Source organism: Flavobacterium sp. GQ95, from assembly GCF_059758655.1.
The window spans coordinates 818,675-834,531 of record NZ_JCAXEB010000001.1; the positions used below are offsets into that span (position 1 = coordinate 818,675).

Consider the following 15,857-nt stretch of genomic DNA (forward strand, 5'->3'; position numbering starts at 1 on the left):
AGTTTTGATTATAAATGCATTGTCAATAGTTATATAATTTTCATGTCTGTAATTCACAAGCCTTTGCATCTTAATAAATTGAAAACCAAAATATTAAAATGACACCAATTTTTATCTTATCTTTAATGATTAAGAAAATTCGTCCAGATGGCAGCAACTTTACATAAAATAAAACAATTTTTACAGTCGGCACGTTTTAAAAAATACGCTAAATGGTTTGGCTTTTTTGTTTTGGGACTTATTGCATTAGTTTTAATTGCCGGTGCGGGACTATCGATTTATTTTAATCGGAACAAAACCGAGATCATGGCCAAAATCAATACTAAAATCAACGATAATATAAACGGTGATTTTCATATTGGCGATTTTCAGTATAAATTTTTAACCGGTTTGCCGAATTTTACTTTGGCGCTAAAAGATGTCGAACTCAAAGACAAACAATGGAAAAACCACAAACATACTTTACTAAAAGCCAAAGAAATAGAAGTGCGTTTAAACGTCTGGAGTCTGCTGCAAAAGGAAATCAACATTCATAAAATCCTGATCAACGACGCTCAGGTTTATCTTTATAAAGCCGAAAACGGCTATTCGAACTCGGATATCTTTAAACCGAAAAAGAAAAAAGCACCCGAAACCCAATCGGATAGTGAAACCACAATCGATGAGGTCGACCTCAGCAAAGTTCATTTTATTTTAGACAATCGAATCGGACATAAATTATTTGATTTTGATGTGGCCAGTTTACAATCAAAAGTCAATTACGATGGAGACGATTGGGAAACCGATGTTTTTTTAGACACTCAAATTGGAAGTTTGGCGTTTAATACCGTTCATGGAAGTTTTGCCAAACAAAAACGACTCAAAGGAACTTTTGCCGTTACTTATTCCGCAGAAAGAGAAAAAATAGACGTAAAAACCGATGGCTTAAAGATTGGATCCGATGCATTTGATATTATTGCTTTTTTCAATTTAGCCAAAGGCAGCGCGCTATTCGGAATCAATATCAGCACCACGATTTTATGGCAAAATGCTTCCAATTTATTATCGGCAAACATCAGTTCCAAGCTGAATCACTTTAATTTAAAAAAAGAAATCGATGTGAATTGCGACATCAAAGGCGATTTTAATGCCGAAGGTGATCCCCGAATTGTGGTTCAGGCCGAAGTGCACAATAACGAATTGAGCATTCCGGATGGCTTATTGACCGATTGTGACTTCAAAGGTATTTTTACCAATAATTTCAAACCAAAGGAAGGTTTTAGCGATGCTAATTCGGCTGTAATTCTAACGCGTTTTTCTGCCAAATACAGAAATGTACCACTTAAAATTGCGCAATTATCGATCAACAATCTCGAAAAACCTTTGGCAACCGGAGTTGTAAATTCTGATTTTGACCTTCCGGTTATGAACGAAGAAAACACCGAAAAATGGATTCATTTTACTGAAGGCCATGCCACGATCAACTTAAAATTTCAGTTTGATATTGTCAATTTATACATCACTAAACCACGTTTTATTGGGAACGTAGACGTTAAAAATGTTTCTTTCCATTTTATTCCGAAAAACGTTCACGCCGAAAAAATCAATGTGCAGCTTGATTTTACACAAGAAGCTTTGATCATTAATAAAATTGCCTATAAAAATAAAAACAACACCATTTTTATAGACGGAAGAATCAATAATTTCCTGAATCTCTATTACGATGCACCCGAAAAAATGGTCGTAAACTGGAATATCTATTGCCCAAGTATTGATGTCAAACAGTTTCTGGGCGTTTTGGCTACTTCTCAAAAAAAGAAAGTGACTTCAAAAAAACCTTCTATGTCGCATCAATTACGAGACGCAATCGAAAAATGTATTGTCGACATTAACCTCAAAGCCGATAAAATCATCTACAATAAACTCACCGCCACCAATACAAAAGCCCAAATCCAGATGATCGATTCCCGATTGGTGATTAAAAACGGTTCACTGCAAACCTGTAACGGAAGCATTAATTTTAACACCACACTTTCTCCAACGGGCAAAAATTATAGTTTCGCCTCCAACGCACAGGTCAATCAGGTAGATATTACCAGTTTTTTAAAGTCGTTCAGCAACTTCGGCATCAAATCGTTTTCTCCCAATAACATCCGCGGAAGACTCACCAGCAAGGCCAATGTAACCGGTATGATCAACAGCAACGGCGAATTGGTTCCTAATTCGACACACGGAAATCTGACTTTCAATGTCAGCCACGGCGCTTTAGTCAACTTTGAACCTATAATGAAAGTGGGCAAATTTGCGTTTCCGTTTCGCGATGTCGAAAACATCACCTTCAGCGATTTATCCGGCGATTTCAAACTTCGTGGCGAACTCGTCGATGTCAATAAACTAACGATAAGTTCCAGCGTGCTCAACTTCGATGCCGAGGGTATTTATTCCTTTGGCCGCGGCACCAATTTAGCCCTCACCATCCCCCTCCGAAACTCCAAAGACGACGCCAAACTCGCCACCAAAGCCGAACGCGACGCTGTACGTGATCGTGGCATTGTTTTGCATTTACTTGCTGTTGATGATGGCGGGAAAATGAAAATTAAGTGGGGGAAGAAGGATAAGGGGAAGAATAAAAAGGAGAGATAATCCATTTATTACGCCTTACAACGCGCAGTTTGTCACTCTGAACGAAGTCGAAGAGTCACGCAAGAAACTCGCCAAAGTTGCCACAATCTTGTCATCCTGACGAAGGAAGGATCACACTAGAAACTCGCCAAAGATTGGCACCAAAGTCTACACAAAGAAAGAATTGGAATTTGGACCCGAGCGATAGCGAATAGGTGAAGCAATTTAAATTTTGGAATTTCTTTTTCATTAGGAGCTCTTTCCTGCTATCCACTTGTATCTTTTGTGCCGAACACCGGCACAAAAGGATACCGCTTCTATCAGGGCTAGGGGACTTGGTTTTATGAGAAGGTTTAGAAAAATTAAATTTCTTCTATCCCTAAAGATTTAAAAAATTCAAAAGTTCCATCATACATAAATTCCTGTCTCGTTACATCTTCATTATTGCCGTATGGAATATAAATTACCATTCCTTGTCTGGCTCTTGTTAGTAAAACTCTATAAGAATTAATTAAGTAATTTGTAATTTCAGCACTATTTATATTTTTCCAAGAAGTTCCTGTAAATTTTTTATAATTCCACTTATTACTGTCATAAAATAGGTCGCCATCCCAAGCAACACAAGTCCAATCTAATTCTAACCCTTGTATATCAAATTCTGTAGCTACCTCTTCAAGAAAATAAGATGAACGAATGTCATTCTTATCATTAAGAAACCAAATTGGTGCATCAATTTTAGCTTTCACATTTAATCCAAAAGGTCTTAAACGAATTCCTCCTGATGAGGCTACGATACCTATTCTTTCTGATCCTTTTGCAGAAATTTTTAACCAATTTCTAGCCTTATCTAGATCACGAGTTATTTTTATTGGATAAGATTCTTTAATAAAAAACTCATAGATTTCTTTAGCCTTTTCAATATTATTATTTATTATTTCCTGAATAAAACTAGATAATTGGGCACTTCTAAATGATCTCAATGAAATTGACAAATGCAATTCATCTTTCTTTATTGCATTCTTATCACTTAAAATTGCCATTACTCCATTGTCTTTGATATAATTTTCATCTTCAATAATTTTAGACGAATAGTAAATATCCCAATCTTGAAACTTATTTAAAAATGGTCTAATCCATTCTTCTAAACCAGCTTCTCCTGTATTAATTTCCTGGCCACCTCCAATCAAACAAACAATTGTGCACCAATCTTCATGTCTATCCATTACTTCAATAAGAAATTCTGGTTCCGATTTATCAAAGTCCAAAAGTCCTTTATTCTTTTTCATAAAATTTGAAGCTTTTTCTCTTGTCCACGCTCTTTGTGCTTCGTCAAAAATGGTTACTTTTTCAATAGGCGAGTTTTCGGGATCTTTTATAGCATCATCTCTAAAATGATGAATATTTTGAATAAAAGATTTTATCTTAGATCTAGCAGAATCCATCGTTATTTTTTCATTTATCTCTTTTGCACTTGCAAATTTATCTCTAGCTAACGCTTCTCTTAAAACGTCAACTAACGGACCATTTCCAGAAAGAAAAACAGCATGTTCTTCCTCTTTATAGTTTGAACGCAAATTTGCAATATTTAATCCCGCTAATGTCTTTCCTGCGCCCGGAACTCCAGTTATAAAGCAAATTGATTTTCTACTTTTATTTTTCGAATAATCTATAATTTCAGAAATACATTCTGAAGTAACAGATAAATTTTCTGCGCCAGAATCACTTCTTGAAATTTCAGAAACATTATGTTTTTTATATAAAGCTGTAGCCGCTTCTATAATTGTTGGAGTTGGTTTATATATTGAATTTTCCCAATTTTCAACATTTATAGTTTCTGAGCTTTTAAACTTTATTAAAGTTTCGGATATTACTTCAGATAAATTATTTTCATTTGCTACAATTGTCTCATATAAAGCATCAAAACTCTTTTTGTAGACATTACTAATATTGCTTGCTTTGTCAGCAATTAAAATGGGAATAATAATTTTATTATGACTTCCTTCATGAAAATTATTCAAATCCAAACCATAATCAAAGGCTTGATCTTTTGCATATTTATCATACACATTTGAACCAATCTTAAATTCTAAAACAAAAATGCAATTATCAATAATTAAGATATTATCAACTCTTTTGCCCATTCTAGGAATAGTAAATTCAAAATAAATTCTTCCGTTAAAACTTAAGATTGTTTGTTTTAAAATTTCAATTTGACTTTTCCATGCATTAGATTGCTGAATTGTCAGTTTATTAAAATCATATTCACCAGATATTTTCCCATAAATACTGTTTCCATTTTCGATACAAAAGTCGAAAATAGAATTGGCGTAATAAGCCCTATTCATCGAATAAGTCTCTTACTTTTACTTCTAAAGCTTTCGCTAATCGCTCAACAACTTCAATAGAAACATTTCTTTCACCTTTTTCAATCGTTGGTAGATAGGTTCGGTCTATCTCTGCTAAATTGGCTAGCTTTTCTTGAGACAATCCTTTGAGTTTTCTAAACTCCTTTATTTTAAGTCCGAATTTTTGCTTAATATCCATGTTAACAAAAGTTGCAAAATGTAGACTCTAAAACAACGGAGTATAGTCCGGGTTTTGTTTATCTTTGAAATAAAAATCTTATGTTAAGCTTTAATGGAAAAATTCAACATTTAGAAAATTACTTGTCGCAACCAAATGAAAATTATGCAGATAGCTTTAAGGAAGACATTCTTATGTTTATAGATGATTTTACAAATCAAAATGAGCTTTTGTCTTTTCTCAATGACATTAATTCTTTAGAAGAAATTGAAAATTGGGTTGATAATTTATGTTCTAGAATAATTTTAAAATTTGACTCTGAAGGAGAAGACATCAATGATTTTATATTTGACTATATACACTTGGGATAAATTGAGTGTAGCATTGCTGATGTATCTCTTGGTACAGTTCAAAAGGTTAAAGCAATACTGGATAAAACTATGTAAGGGTGTCAGAACTAACGTTTATTCAAATATGTACTTGCGCTAAAACACTGACTTCAAACAATCTTATGTAAATTATTTGACGTAATATTGTCAAATAATTTGTATATATGCGAAATAATTTGATACATTTGCACTACTGTAAAGGACACTTTTTATAATAAAAAGAAGACCCGATAGCGGGAACTATCGAGCCTTCTAAGATTTACATATATCTTTCGATAATATGTTGGATTAAAACTAAAGAGCCTCGAAGCAATATCGTTTTAACCAAGCCTATGAACCCTGCCATCATTGATGGCTTTGCAGGTTCGGGTGTACACTTACACATATCATTACGTACATCTTCATACGTTTTTCTTATTATAATATTTCCAGAGCAAATTTACTCCTTTCTTGTGTTGTAGGCAAGGCTTCAATGTTACCTAATTTTCTATGCCTTTTTCCTTGTTGTAAAGATACTTCATAATATACTTATGTAGTAATTTTGTTATTAACATATATTGGCAAATTGCACGAATTAAAAAACACGCATTAATGCACTGTAAATCAATTACTTAAAATGTATTTTACAGATATTCCGATTAATGAGAGACAAGTGCACTTGTTGTGTTGTTAATAAATACGACTTCACACCATGGCTTTTTAGCCTTGTTTTATTTGTTTTAAGCTAAAATATCACATTTATGGTAATCTGTATTGCTTTTATTAAACAACGCGTTAAAATTGTTTAAAACACGTATTTTTTATACAGATTAAATATAGCCCTCTCAATTTGTAATTGGAAAAAAACAAATATAATGCAGTAATGCTGAGTTGGAAAATAATCTTACATTAGCGATGAAAATCATAAACTTTTAAGGTAGGGTATCTGATAGATGGAAGAAAAAAGAAAAACAGTATTTATCTCTTATTCTTGGGATAACACCGTACATCAAGAATGGATTTTAAAGCTTGCAACTGATTTAATGGAAGAGTATGGTGTAAAAGTTATTTTAGACCAATTCGAGCTAAGTGCAGGAAGAGACCTAACATACTTTATGGAACAGTCTATTGAAAAGGCTGATAAGGTTTTAATAATACTTACACCTAATTATAAAGCAAGAGCCGAAGAAAGAAAAAGTGGAGTTGGATATGAAAGCTTGATGATTACCCAAGAAATTTTTGAATCACCAATTACCAAAATTAAATTTCTACCTATCCTTAGAATAGGTGACTCAAAAACTAGTTCACCAAGATTCCTTAAATCAAAGATTTATCATAATATGGTTGATGATAAAATCTATTATTCTGAATTGCATAAATTAGCAAAACTCATTTACGACCAACCAGCTATTAAAATTCCAAAATTGGGAGCTATTCCAAATTTTGACAAGCCAGTAATTGACCCGATTATCGACACTGCAAAAGCATTATTAAACGAAAGGAAAATTAATCAAGAATTAAATGCTCTTATTGACTCGTTTGGCGGTGCGGTCATTTTGAAAAATGAAATGGAAAATTTTAATAAGCAATTGAATGATAAAGTAGCATTATATAAGGATTCCACAGGCTTGAATTTTGCTTATGAATCCAATGATATTTCTTTTGCAGTTATTCGATGTGAAAAATTTAGTATAACTTTTCAGTTTAATATTGAATATTCAAATACCGCTCAGCACGTATCCTTTGAGGAAAGACGTCTAAAAGGTATCATTAGTCAACACAACAATCGTTTTTATTCAACAAATAATGAACCACAACTTCTTAGAAGAATTGAATACAAATTTGATTTAGATTACTCGAAAAATGTTGTTTGGAAATCTGATGCACTTAAATTTTCATCTACAGAAATAGTTGAGAATGCATTTATATTTTTGCTCGGAGAAGTAAGCAACGAAATAAGAAAAGACTTTAGAAAATAGTATATTTCTTTTTAGTTACTCTTGATTGTCGAGCTACTTGCGGGGATTCTTCGTTCCTCAAAATGACAAAACACACAGGAAAACAAAACAAAAAAAGCCACTTCACAGTGGCTTTTCCATTCTAATTTATTCAACCTCAAAATAAGGATTTAAAATTTCTGCTAATTCATTCAGCCAATAAAAACCATTTTCTATGGTTGTAATATTAGTTTGAAGCGTTTCGCATTCTCGCATTACACTTAAGGCGAAAAGGTAATTTATTCGTCTAATTGTTTTTGCCATAGTTTCCGGATCGACTGATTTGTTGAAAAAATCAATTAGCCGGACTTCGGCTTCTTTTGAAAGCGTGTTGGTACTCATAATCTTGAAGTTTAGGAAATATAAAACCCATGTGGGTTAGCTGTCCTACGCCTTCAAGAAAGCGTTGCAGTTGTTTCCAATACCGCCAGCATACCACATGGGCAAGAAGTTTTTCTGAATTCATAATCTTGAAGTTTAGGACTGCAAAGATACCAAAAAACGCGGGCGTTCAGTATCAATTAAAAAAATTACAGGGAATAATTTTAGTTTTGATTTGCTTTTGATTGTCGAGCTACTTGCGGGGGCTTCGACTCCGCTCAGCCTGACAAACGACTTCGTTTAGCCTTACAATACTATAGGAATTCCTCATCCGAAGCCTCGGAATCGCAATAACAGAAAATGAGCTTAAAATTTCATAATGTTTTATTAACTCACTTGGCTTTCCATTTTAAAAAAGATAGCTTTGAGAATAATCATTAAAATATAAACCATATGAAAATTCAAATCAATACCGACAAAAACATCGAAGGACACGAAAGATTAGAAGCTTATTTTTCTGGAGAATTAGAAAAAGGGCTTACCCGTTTTGAAGAAAAAATTACCCGCGTTGAAGTACATTTCGGAGATGAAAATGGCGAGAAATTCAGCTTAAACGATAAAAAATGTGTAATCGAAGTCCGCACAGCAAAACTACAACCCATAACCGTTACAGAACACTCAGATACACTTGAAAAAGCTTTTAGTGGCGCTTTGGCTAAAGCTAAAAAAACATTGACCACTACTTTCGAGAAACAGAAAACATTTTAGATATATAGCGGGCGTTTTTTTCACCATATAAGCGATATAGTTCATTTAATAACTTTGTGCTTAATTTTCCACCATATAAGTGATTATAAGTTCATTTAATAATTTTGCGCTTATTTTTTTTACTGGACATAATAAAAGTACATATTAGGTTGCGTATGGTGGGCAATTCTCACGCAAAGTCGCGAAGTCGCAAAGTTTATTTTTCTTTGCGACTTCGCGACTTTGCGTGAAATTTAAGTTCAATCTTATATGACCTTCTATTATTTACAAATTTAACGCAAAGTAAACATCCCAATTAAATGAACTCATAATCACTTATATGGTGAAAAAATAGCGCAAAGTAAACACCCCAATTAAATGAACTTATAATCACTTATATGGTGGAAAAATTTAGGATTTCGGTAAAGGCTGACCTACTGCGATGTCGCAACGGTGTCCCGGTTGTCCGTGAGCCGGATTCATTCCTTCGGCAACTTTTGGTGCTTCGGTACTTAATAAGGCTGGAACTGCATTGGCGTTTGTAGCCGGTGGTGGTGTAACTGTAAAAGTCTGCGAGGTGCTTCCGCTTTGTGCTGATGTTGAAGTTGCAGCAACTGGTTTTGCAACCGGAGAATTTAAAGGCGCTCCAACCGGAATATCACATCTATGACCTGGTTGTCCGTGTGACGGATTCATTCCTTTTGCCACTTTTACCGGAGCCGCAACCGTTGTTGTGGTTACCATATTTTTCTGATTCGGATTTACCTGTACTGTTTGTGTTGGCTGAGCCGTTGCCGTTTGTCCTTGCGTTGGAGCAGAATTCAACGGCGCGCCCACTGCAATATCACAACGGTGTCCTGGCTGTCCGTGTGCCGGATTCATTCCTTTTGTTTCTCCCAATACCGTATTCGGATTGGTTTGTGGCTGTGCTGCCTCTACTACCGACTTGACTTTTGCCGTATCTTTTACCAATCCCAATTTAACTAATTCAGAAGTGGGTGTACTTTCCTGAGGTTCTAATTCCTTTTTGCAAGACACAAAAAGCAAAGAAGTAATAACGATCGAACTGATAAATATTTTCGGATTCATGATGTGGTATTTTAGAGCATTCAAATATAGTAAATGAATGTTTATGTTTAAACCATATAAGTAATTTAAGAAAATTTAAGTTTTTATGAATTTCCACACAAAGGCACTAAGGCGCAAAGTTTTTGTTTTTAGGTTCAGTTTGTCATCCTGAGGAACGAAGGATCACACTAGTAGCTCCGCATAGAGACTCGCCAATCTTTGTCGAGTTCCTTGTGTGATCCTTCGTTCCTCAGGATGACAAATAAGCCTTGCGACTCCTATCTCCAATACTTATATGAGCTTCTATTTAAAAAATTAAGCACAAAGTAAACATCCCATTTAAATGAACTTACATCACTTATATGGTGAAAAAATATTTCCTTACCTTTAACTCAAATAACCTTTACCATGAAAAAAACCATCCTACTTTTATTATTTGTTACTACTTTTCTAAATGCTCAAAATGCGGAAAAAGAAAAAATCAACAAAACACTCGATGCCTGGCACAAAGCAGCCGCCGATGTAAAATTTGACGATTACTTTAATGCCATGACCGAAGATGCGATTTTCATTGGGACGGATGCTACGGAAAACTGGGTAAAACCAGACTTTCAAAAATGGGCACAACCTTTTTTCAAAAGTGGCAAAACATGGAATTTTACGGCTTTAGAACGTCATATCTTTTTTGATAAAACCGGAAATGTTGCCTGGTTTGATGAATTGCTTAATACACAAATGAAAATTTGTCGCGGTTCTGGCGTTTTGGTTAAAGTGGGAAAAGAATGGAAAATTCAGCATTATGTTTTATCGATGACCGTTCCGAATGACGAAGTGAATGCTGCAATTAAAATAAAAGCACCAATCGAAGACGCTTTGATTGAGAAGCTAAAGAAAAAATAAAACATTTTCTAAGTTTCTTCTTATAATCCTAACTTTTCTAAGGCTTTACAAAAAATTATATCAATTTAATTATAATGTAATTGACAATATTAGCCGAAATTTAGAAGCCCAAAATAACATTGTCTCAAAAAAACAACCCGAATTTTACAATATTGACTAAAATAAAAACTTAGCCTCTATTTTTACAGCCCTCAAAATCAAAATCTTTATTTTTTTTTAACTTTGACCCCAAAAAAAATAGGGTTCAATAAAGTATTTGAAAAATGAAAATAGAAAGACGCTGGATCATTTCCTTTATTATTATAAGTTTAGTTTGTATTACGGGCGCATTTTGGCCAACAGTTACCGAAAACAATTACGTGTTATCAGAATTTGGCACTTTAGATCAAATCGTTCCTGCCGATGTTGCCTGGATGTTAACGTCTTGCTGTCTGGTTTTGATCATGACGCCAGGATTGTCTTTTTTCTATGGCGGAATGGTAGGTAAGAAAAATGTCATTTCAACCATGTTACAAAGTTTCATCTGTTTGGGCGTTGTAACGCTTTTATGGGTTGTCGTTGGCTTCAGTTTAGCTTTTGGAGATCCGGTAGGTTTTGGATCGGGAGAACATTTTTACAGCTTCTTCGGAAATCCAACCACTTTTGCCTTTATGGATTACGTTAATATTTTACCACATAAAAAACTGGCAAGCACGATTCCGTTTATGCTTTTTGCTTTGTTCCAAATGAAATTTGCGATTATCGCTCCGGCAATTATTACAGGTTCGTTTGCAGAGCGCGTTCGTTTTATCTCTTATTTAATTTTTATCAGTTTATTTACCATTTTCATATACGCTCCTTTATGTCACGCCGTTTGGTATCCAACCGGAGTTTTAGGAAGTTATTTTGGCGTTAAAGATTTCGCCGGAGGAACAGTAGTGCATATGAGCTCAGGATTCGCTGCTTTGGCCGGAGTTCTGGTTTTAGGAAAAAGAAAAAACAGCGACCATATTCCAACCAATATTCCGTTTGTGTTATTAGGAACCGGAATGCTTTGGTTTGGCTGGTTCGGGTTCAATGCGGGTTCAGCGCTTGCGGCCAACGGAACTGCTGCAATGGCTTTTGCAACAACGACCACTTCATCGGCAGCAGCCATGTTAACCTGGGTTTTCTTTGACCGTATGAACGGCAGAAAAGTATCCGCTTTAGGAGCCTGTATTGGTGCTGTAGTAGGTTTAGTTGCCATTACTCCTGCTGCAGGATTTGTATCGGTTCCTGAAAGCATGTTTTTTGGATTCGTTACCGCCTTGGTTTCAAATTCAGTAGTAAACTGTCGTTTCTCTAAAAGATTTGATGATACGCTTGACGTTTTTGCCTGTCACGGTGTTGGTGGAATTATGGGAATGATTCTGACTGCTATTTTCGCTCACGGTGAAGATGCGAGTTTGTTACACGGAGGCTGGAGTGTTTTCGGACATCATATGATGGCGTTGGTACTGGTTTCTATTTTTACTTTCTTCGGAGCTTATTTCTTATTCAAAGTGACGAATTTCATAATCCCACTAAGAGTTTCAGAAGAATCAGAACACATCGGACTGGATTTATCACAACACGATGAAACTTTAGATCCAAAATCAAAACCAATTACGGAACCGCATTACGGGTGATATTAAAAAGTTTACCACAAATTACACAAATTTCCACAAATTTTTTTGACTTTGCTCATTGATATTAATTCGCGGAAATTTGTGAAATTTGCGGTTAAAAAAAAGACCCTCAATATAAAAAATCGTAGCAAAAAACTTTAAACGTAATTGCGCTATTTTCATTCGTTTATATTCCTTAATTTTGCTGAAAATTTTTGTAAAAGTGGGAAGTAAAAATAAACTAAAAAGATTCAGAGAAAACGAAACATTTCAAAACGTTTTTCAACCAACCAGAGAAGAAGTTGTAGGCGATTTAATGCCTTTAAAAGGAAAATGGAACTCTGATTTCTTTAAAAATGACAATCCATTAGTTTTAGAATTAGGATGTGGAAAAGGAGAATATTCTGTTGGATTAGCAGAAAGATATCCGGACAAAAATTTTATCGGAATTGATATTAAAGGAGCACGTTTCTGGAGAGGTGCTAAAACCGCTGTTGAAAACGGATTGCATAATGTCGCTTTTATTCGAACTCAAATTGAATTGATTGACCATATTTTTAACGAAAATGAAGTAGACGAAATCTGGATTACTTTTCCGGATCCGCAAATCAAATACAAAAGAACAAAACACAGAATGACGAATTCTGAGTTTTTGAAATTGTACAAAAAAATCCTTAAAAAAGACGGTGTCGTAAATCTTAAAACCGATAGTGAATTCATGCACGGCTACACCCTTGGATTGCTTCATGGTGAAGGCCACGAGGTTTTATATGCCAACCATAATGTATATAAAAACGAAGGAAGTCCGGAAGAAGTTACTGCTTTTCAGACTTTTTACGAAAAACAATATTTAGAAATTAACAAGGCAATTACGTATATTCGTTTCAAAATTAAAGACTAATTTAATTTTGAAAAACAGATTTCACTAACCCATCAAACAACTGAATGGTCTTAATTACTCCATTACTTTCAGGTTTCATTGCCGCTTTCATTGGGATTATTCCGCCTGGTTTAATCAACATGACCGCAGCTAAAGTAAATTTGAAAGAAGGAAGAAAAAATGCTTTATGGTTTGTTTTGGGAGCGCTTGTAGTGATTTTTTTTCAGGTTTATGTAGCTCTTCTGTTTGCGCACGTTATTGACAATCGCCCTGATGTTGTAACGTTGCTGCGCGAAGTAGGATTTGTTATTTTTTCGATCTTGACGATATACTTTTTATTTATTGCCAAAGAACCGAAAACCAAAAAGAAATCGAAAATCAAAAAGAGCAGTAAAAAAAGCCGTTTCTTCTTAGGAATGTTGCTTTCAGGCCTGAACTTCTTCCCGATTCCATATTACGTTTTGGTAAGTGTTACTTTAGCTTCTTACCACCTTTTTGTATTTGAAAGCAATATCATTTTTACTTTTGTAATGGGTTCTGTTTTGGGTTCGTTTGCTGCACTATACAGTTATATTGGCTTCTTCGGAAAAATAGAAAAGAAGACTGATTACCTGATGCGTAATATGAATACTATTATTGGAAGTATTACCGGTTTAGTTGCTGTGGTTACTCTTTTTAATATTTTGAATTACTATTTCGGGTAAAGATTTAGTTTGCCACAGATTAAGGGATTTGCTCTTTTGTGGTAAAAAAATATTTCACGCAGATTTTGCAGATTTAAGCAGATTTAAAGGGATATATTTTTTTACTAAACCTATCTTCTATTTGGTAAAATATTCAACTTATTAAGGATTAAAAGATTTATATTTGATCTGCTCAAATCTGCAAAATCTGCGTGAAACCAATTTTAAACTTATGGCTGAAGATAATTTTTTTGAAAGAGTTTATGAGATCGCCAGACAAATTCCGTACGGGAAAGTGACTTCTTATGGCGCTATTGCAAAAGCTTTAGGAACTGCCCGCTCTGCCCGAATGGTGGGCTGGGCCATGAATGCCTGTCATAATAGGGATGATGTTCCCGCGCACCGCGTTGTCAATAGAAAAGGACTTTTGACCGGAAAACACCATTTTGACGGAACGAATTTAATGCAGCAACTTTTGGAAAGTGAAGGCATTGAAGTTATAGACAATCAAATTATAGATTTGGAAAAACATTTTTGGACGCCTGAAATGGAATACTAAGTTTTTTTTTCTACATAACAAATAACCACAATCTTGTCATTCCGAGGAACGAGGAATCCCCGCGAGAAGCTCGACAAAGATTGGGTTTTCGTTGCGGAGTTACTTGCGGGGATTCCTCGTTCCTCGGAATGACAAAAATAAGCATACAAATCTTGACAAAGATGAATCCGTATCAAATCAAACAAATAACAAAGCTCGTTTTATCTTCATCAGTTTGATAACTTAAATAACCTCCGTGCGCTTCGATGATGTTTTTGGAAAGCGTTAAACCAATTCCCGCGCCGTCTTTTCTGGTGGTGAAAAAGGGTAGAAAAACTTTGTCTCTAATTTCAGAATCAATTCCTTTTCCGTTATCAGATATCGTGATGAAAAAACGATTGTTTTCGGTGTAACTTGACAGAAACATTTTCTTTTCGCTTTTCTCTTTTAAAGCATAAATACTATTGGTAATCAAATTGATGATCACCTGCTCCATCTGATTTTTATCAATTAAAATCGAACGTGAACTGTTTATATCATTTATCAATTCAATATTTTCAGCCTTTAAAATCGGATTCATGATTCGCAGGCAATCTTCGAAAAGCGCATTTATTGGTGTCATCTCTTTTGTAGGAGTCGGAAGCATCGCCAATTTTCGATAATTTTCAACAAAAACCTGAATATGATCACTTCTGTTTATGATTGTCGAAATACTGCTTTTAATGTCCTCGAAATCATCTTCTTCGAGTTTTTCCTGATCGACAATTTGGAGTAAATTCTGCGAAAGCGCGCGAATTGGCGTCAAGGAATTCATTAACTCATGCGAAATAATTTTCATCAGATTGATCCAGGCTTCTTTTTCCTTTTTCTCAATCACACGCTGAATACTATCCAATAAAATAATGAAATATTCTTTGTTATACGTTTTGGTAAGTGAGGTTTGAAGCACAAAAGTCTGCAAATCCTGTTCTTCAATTTTTATCGAAATAGCCGACTTTACTTCGGCAAAATCAGATTTCTCGATTTCATTACAAAGTGATGGCAAATAGTTTTTTAAGTAACTCCAATGACTGACTTTTGGCACTTTAAACAAATTAGAGAAACAATCGTTCATCAGAAAAATATTCCACTCGTCATTTTCTTTTTCTAAAATCAGCGTTCCGGTATCAATGCTATTTAATATAGATTGGTATACCAGTTCTTTTGAGGTTTGCTCTTGCTGCTGAATTTTTAAAGCCTCGTATAAAAGGTATAAACTCTCAAAATTGTCTTTTTTATTCTCTTCGGGAAAATTGGTTGAAAAGTCTTTTTGAAGCATGGAAAGCAATGTTCTGTCATAAAACAGCAATTGGTTTTTGACGAAAAAATACATTTCAAACAACATTATTACGGCAAAAAGTCCAACCAAAATGGCATTGTAATAAAACATTTTATAGATCAGAAAAACGCAAAAGAAAAAGAGCATCATGACAAACAAGACTCTCACAAATAAGGCGTTATAAAACTTCCAATTTTTCATTTATTTTTTTTCTTAATAATGCTTAAAATTTAACCGCAAAGTTCGCAAAGGGTTTACGCAAAGGTCGCTACACAAAGCTTTGCGAAC

Annotated in this window: 14 protein-coding genes; 9 read left to right on the plus strand and 5 right to left on the minus strand. The window is 34.6% G+C overall.

What is annotated here, in order from left to right; genetic code table 11:
* Positions 1–147 precede the first annotated feature (147 nt).
* On the plus strand, positions 148–2,622 hold the full coding sequence (locus tag AC6CH4_RS03535; RefSeq protein ID WP_498100210.1) for an AsmA family protein: 2,475 nt from the start codon (positions 148–150) through the stop codon (positions 2,620–2,622).
* Positions 2,623–2,963: 341 nt separating this feature from the next.
* Here AC6CH4_RS03535 and AC6CH4_RS03540 read toward each other — a convergent pair whose 3' ends face one another.
* The gene (locus AC6CH4_RS03540) at positions 2,964–4,946 is read right to left on the minus strand and encodes a DUF2075 domain-containing protein (protein ID WP_498100212.1); all 1,983 of its coding nucleotides are present in this window, start codon (positions 4,944–4,946) and stop codon (positions 2,964–2,966) included.
* Positions 4,939–5,145: a helix-turn-helix domain-containing protein gene (locus AC6CH4_RS03545; RefSeq protein ID WP_498100214.1), complete on the minus strand. Its 207-nt coding sequence runs from the start codon at positions 5,143–5,145 to the stop codon at positions 4,939–4,941. Before AC6CH4_RS03545 ends, AC6CH4_RS03540 begins: the two co-directional genes overlap by 8 nt.
* Positions 5,146–5,225: 80 nt before the next feature.
* On the opposite strand from AC6CH4_RS03545, the gene AC6CH4_RS03550 reads away from it, so the two are divergent.
* Positions 5,226–5,495: a hypothetical protein gene (locus tag AC6CH4_RS03550; protein ID WP_498100216.1), complete on the plus strand. Its 270-nt coding sequence runs from the start codon at positions 5,226–5,228 to the stop codon at positions 5,493–5,495.
* A gap of 950 nt (positions 5,496–6,445) precedes the next feature.
* Complete coding sequence (locus AC6CH4_RS03555; protein WP_498100218.1) at positions 6,446–7,471, plus strand: toll/interleukin-1 receptor domain-containing protein; 1,026 nt, start codon at positions 6,446–6,448, stop codon at positions 7,469–7,471.
* A 126-nt stretch (positions 7,472–7,597) separates the two neighbouring features.
* Here the strand turns inward: AC6CH4_RS03555 and AC6CH4_RS03560 are convergent, their stop codons facing one another.
* The gene (locus tag AC6CH4_RS03560) at positions 7,598–7,831 is read right to left on the minus strand and encodes a hypothetical protein (protein WP_498100220.1); all 234 of its coding nucleotides are present in this window, start codon (positions 7,829–7,831) and stop codon (positions 7,598–7,600) included.
* Positions 7,832–8,263: 432 nt separating this feature from the next.
* Here AC6CH4_RS03560 and AC6CH4_RS03565 point away from each other — a divergent pair, with 432 nt between their 5' ends.
* Positions 8,264–8,578, plus strand: coding sequence for an HPF/RaiA family ribosome-associated protein (locus AC6CH4_RS03565; RefSeq protein ID WP_026982687.1), 315 nt, complete (start codon positions 8,264–8,266; stop codon positions 8,576–8,578).
* 390 nt (positions 8,579–8,968) lie between these two features.
* Here AC6CH4_RS03565 and AC6CH4_RS03570 read toward each other — a convergent pair whose 3' ends face one another.
* Positions 8,969–9,646 (minus strand): hypothetical protein, encoded by a 678-nt coding sequence (locus tag AC6CH4_RS03570; RefSeq protein WP_498100222.1) that lies wholly within the window; start codon positions 9,644–9,646, stop codon positions 8,969–8,971.
* 387 nt (positions 9,647–10,033) lie between these two features.
* Between AC6CH4_RS03570 and AC6CH4_RS03575 the strand changes: the two genes are divergently transcribed.
* The 5 genes from AC6CH4_RS03575 (at position 10,034) to AC6CH4_RS03595 (ending at position 14,272) form a co-directional block, all read left to right on the plus strand.
* On the plus strand, positions 10,034–10,525 hold the full coding sequence (locus tag AC6CH4_RS03575; RefSeq protein WP_498100224.1) for a nuclear transport factor 2 family protein: 492 nt from the start codon (positions 10,034–10,036) through the stop codon (positions 10,523–10,525).
* 263 nt (positions 10,526–10,788) lie between these two features.
* Positions 10,789–12,171 carry an ammonium transporter gene (locus AC6CH4_RS03580; protein ID WP_498100226.1) on the plus strand — a complete coding sequence of 461 codons (1,383 nt, stop codon included), beginning with the start codon at positions 10,789–10,791 and terminating at the stop codon, positions 12,169–12,171.
* Between the two features lie 202 nt (positions 12,172–12,373).
* Positions 12,374–13,051 carry a tRNA (guanosine(46)-N7)-methyltransferase TrmB gene (trmB, locus tag AC6CH4_RS03585; protein ID WP_375031154.1) on the plus strand — a complete coding sequence of 226 codons (678 nt, stop codon included), beginning with the start codon at positions 12,374–12,376 and terminating at the stop codon, positions 13,049–13,051.
* 44 nt (positions 13,052–13,095) lie between these two features.
* On the plus strand, positions 13,096–13,734 hold the full coding sequence (locus tag AC6CH4_RS03590; RefSeq protein ID WP_489237492.1) for a LysE family transporter: 639 nt from the start codon (positions 13,096–13,098) through the stop codon (positions 13,732–13,734).
* Between the two features lie 211 nt (positions 13,735–13,945).
* Positions 13,946–14,272: an MGMT family protein gene (locus tag AC6CH4_RS03595; protein WP_498100228.1), complete on the plus strand. Its 327-nt coding sequence runs from the start codon at positions 13,946–13,948 to the stop codon at positions 14,270–14,272.
* 172 nt (positions 14,273–14,444) lie between these two features.
* Here AC6CH4_RS03595 and AC6CH4_RS03600 read toward each other — a convergent pair whose 3' ends face one another.
* The gene (locus AC6CH4_RS03600) at positions 14,445–15,770 is read right to left on the minus strand and encodes a sensor histidine kinase (protein ID WP_498100230.1); all 1,326 of its coding nucleotides are present in this window, start codon (positions 15,768–15,770) and stop codon (positions 14,445–14,447) included.
* Positions 15,771–15,857 lie beyond the last annotated feature (87 nt).

Bases quoted from the DNA above. Each gene is read 5' to 3' on its own strand.
- AC6CH4_RS03590 (WP_489237492.1), top strand. From the start codon at position 13,096: ATGGTCTTAATTACTCCATTACTTTCAGGTTTCATTGCCGCTTTCATT.
- AC6CH4_RS03550 (WP_498100216.1), top strand. From the start codon at position 5,226: ATGTTAAGCTTTAATGGAAAAATTCAACATTTAGAAAATTACTTGTCG.
- AC6CH4_RS03555 (WP_498100218.1), top strand. From the start codon at position 6,446: ATGGAAGAAAAAAGAAAAACAGTATTTATCTCTTATTCTTGGGATAAC.
- AC6CH4_RS03565 (WP_026982687.1), top strand. From the start codon at position 8,264: ATGAAAATTCAAATCAATACCGACAAAAACATCGAAGGACACGAAAGA.
- AC6CH4_RS03600 (WP_498100230.1), bottom strand. From the start codon at position 15,770: ATGAAAAATTGGAAGTTTTATAACGCCTTATTTGTGAGAGTCTTGTTT.
- AC6CH4_RS03540 (WP_498100212.1), bottom strand. From the start codon at position 4,946: ATGAATAGGGCTTATTACGCCAATTCTATTTTCGACTTTTGTATCGAA.
- AC6CH4_RS03570 (WP_498100222.1), bottom strand. From the start codon at position 9,646: ATGAATCCGAAAATATTTATCAGTTCGATCGTTATTACTTCTTTGCTT.
- AC6CH4_RS03535 (WP_498100210.1), top strand. From the start codon at position 148: ATGGCAGCAACTTTACATAAAATAAAACAATTTTTACAGTCGGCACGT.
- AC6CH4_RS03580 (WP_498100226.1), top strand. From the start codon at position 10,789: ATGAAAATAGAAAGACGCTGGATCATTTCCTTTATTATTATAAGTTTA.
- AC6CH4_RS03575 (WP_498100224.1), top strand. From the start codon at position 10,034: ATGAAAAAAACCATCCTACTTTTATTATTTGTTACTACTTTTCTAAAT.
- AC6CH4_RS03560 (WP_498100220.1), bottom strand. From the start codon at position 7,831: ATGAGTACCAACACGCTTTCAAAAGAAGCCGAAGTCCGGCTAATTGAT.
- AC6CH4_RS03595 (WP_498100228.1), top strand. From the start codon at position 13,946: ATGGCTGAAGATAATTTTTTTGAAAGAGTTTATGAGATCGCCAGACAA.
- AC6CH4_RS03545 (WP_498100214.1), bottom strand. From the start codon at position 5,145: ATGGATATTAAGCAAAAATTCGGACTTAAAATAAAGGAGTTTAGAAAA.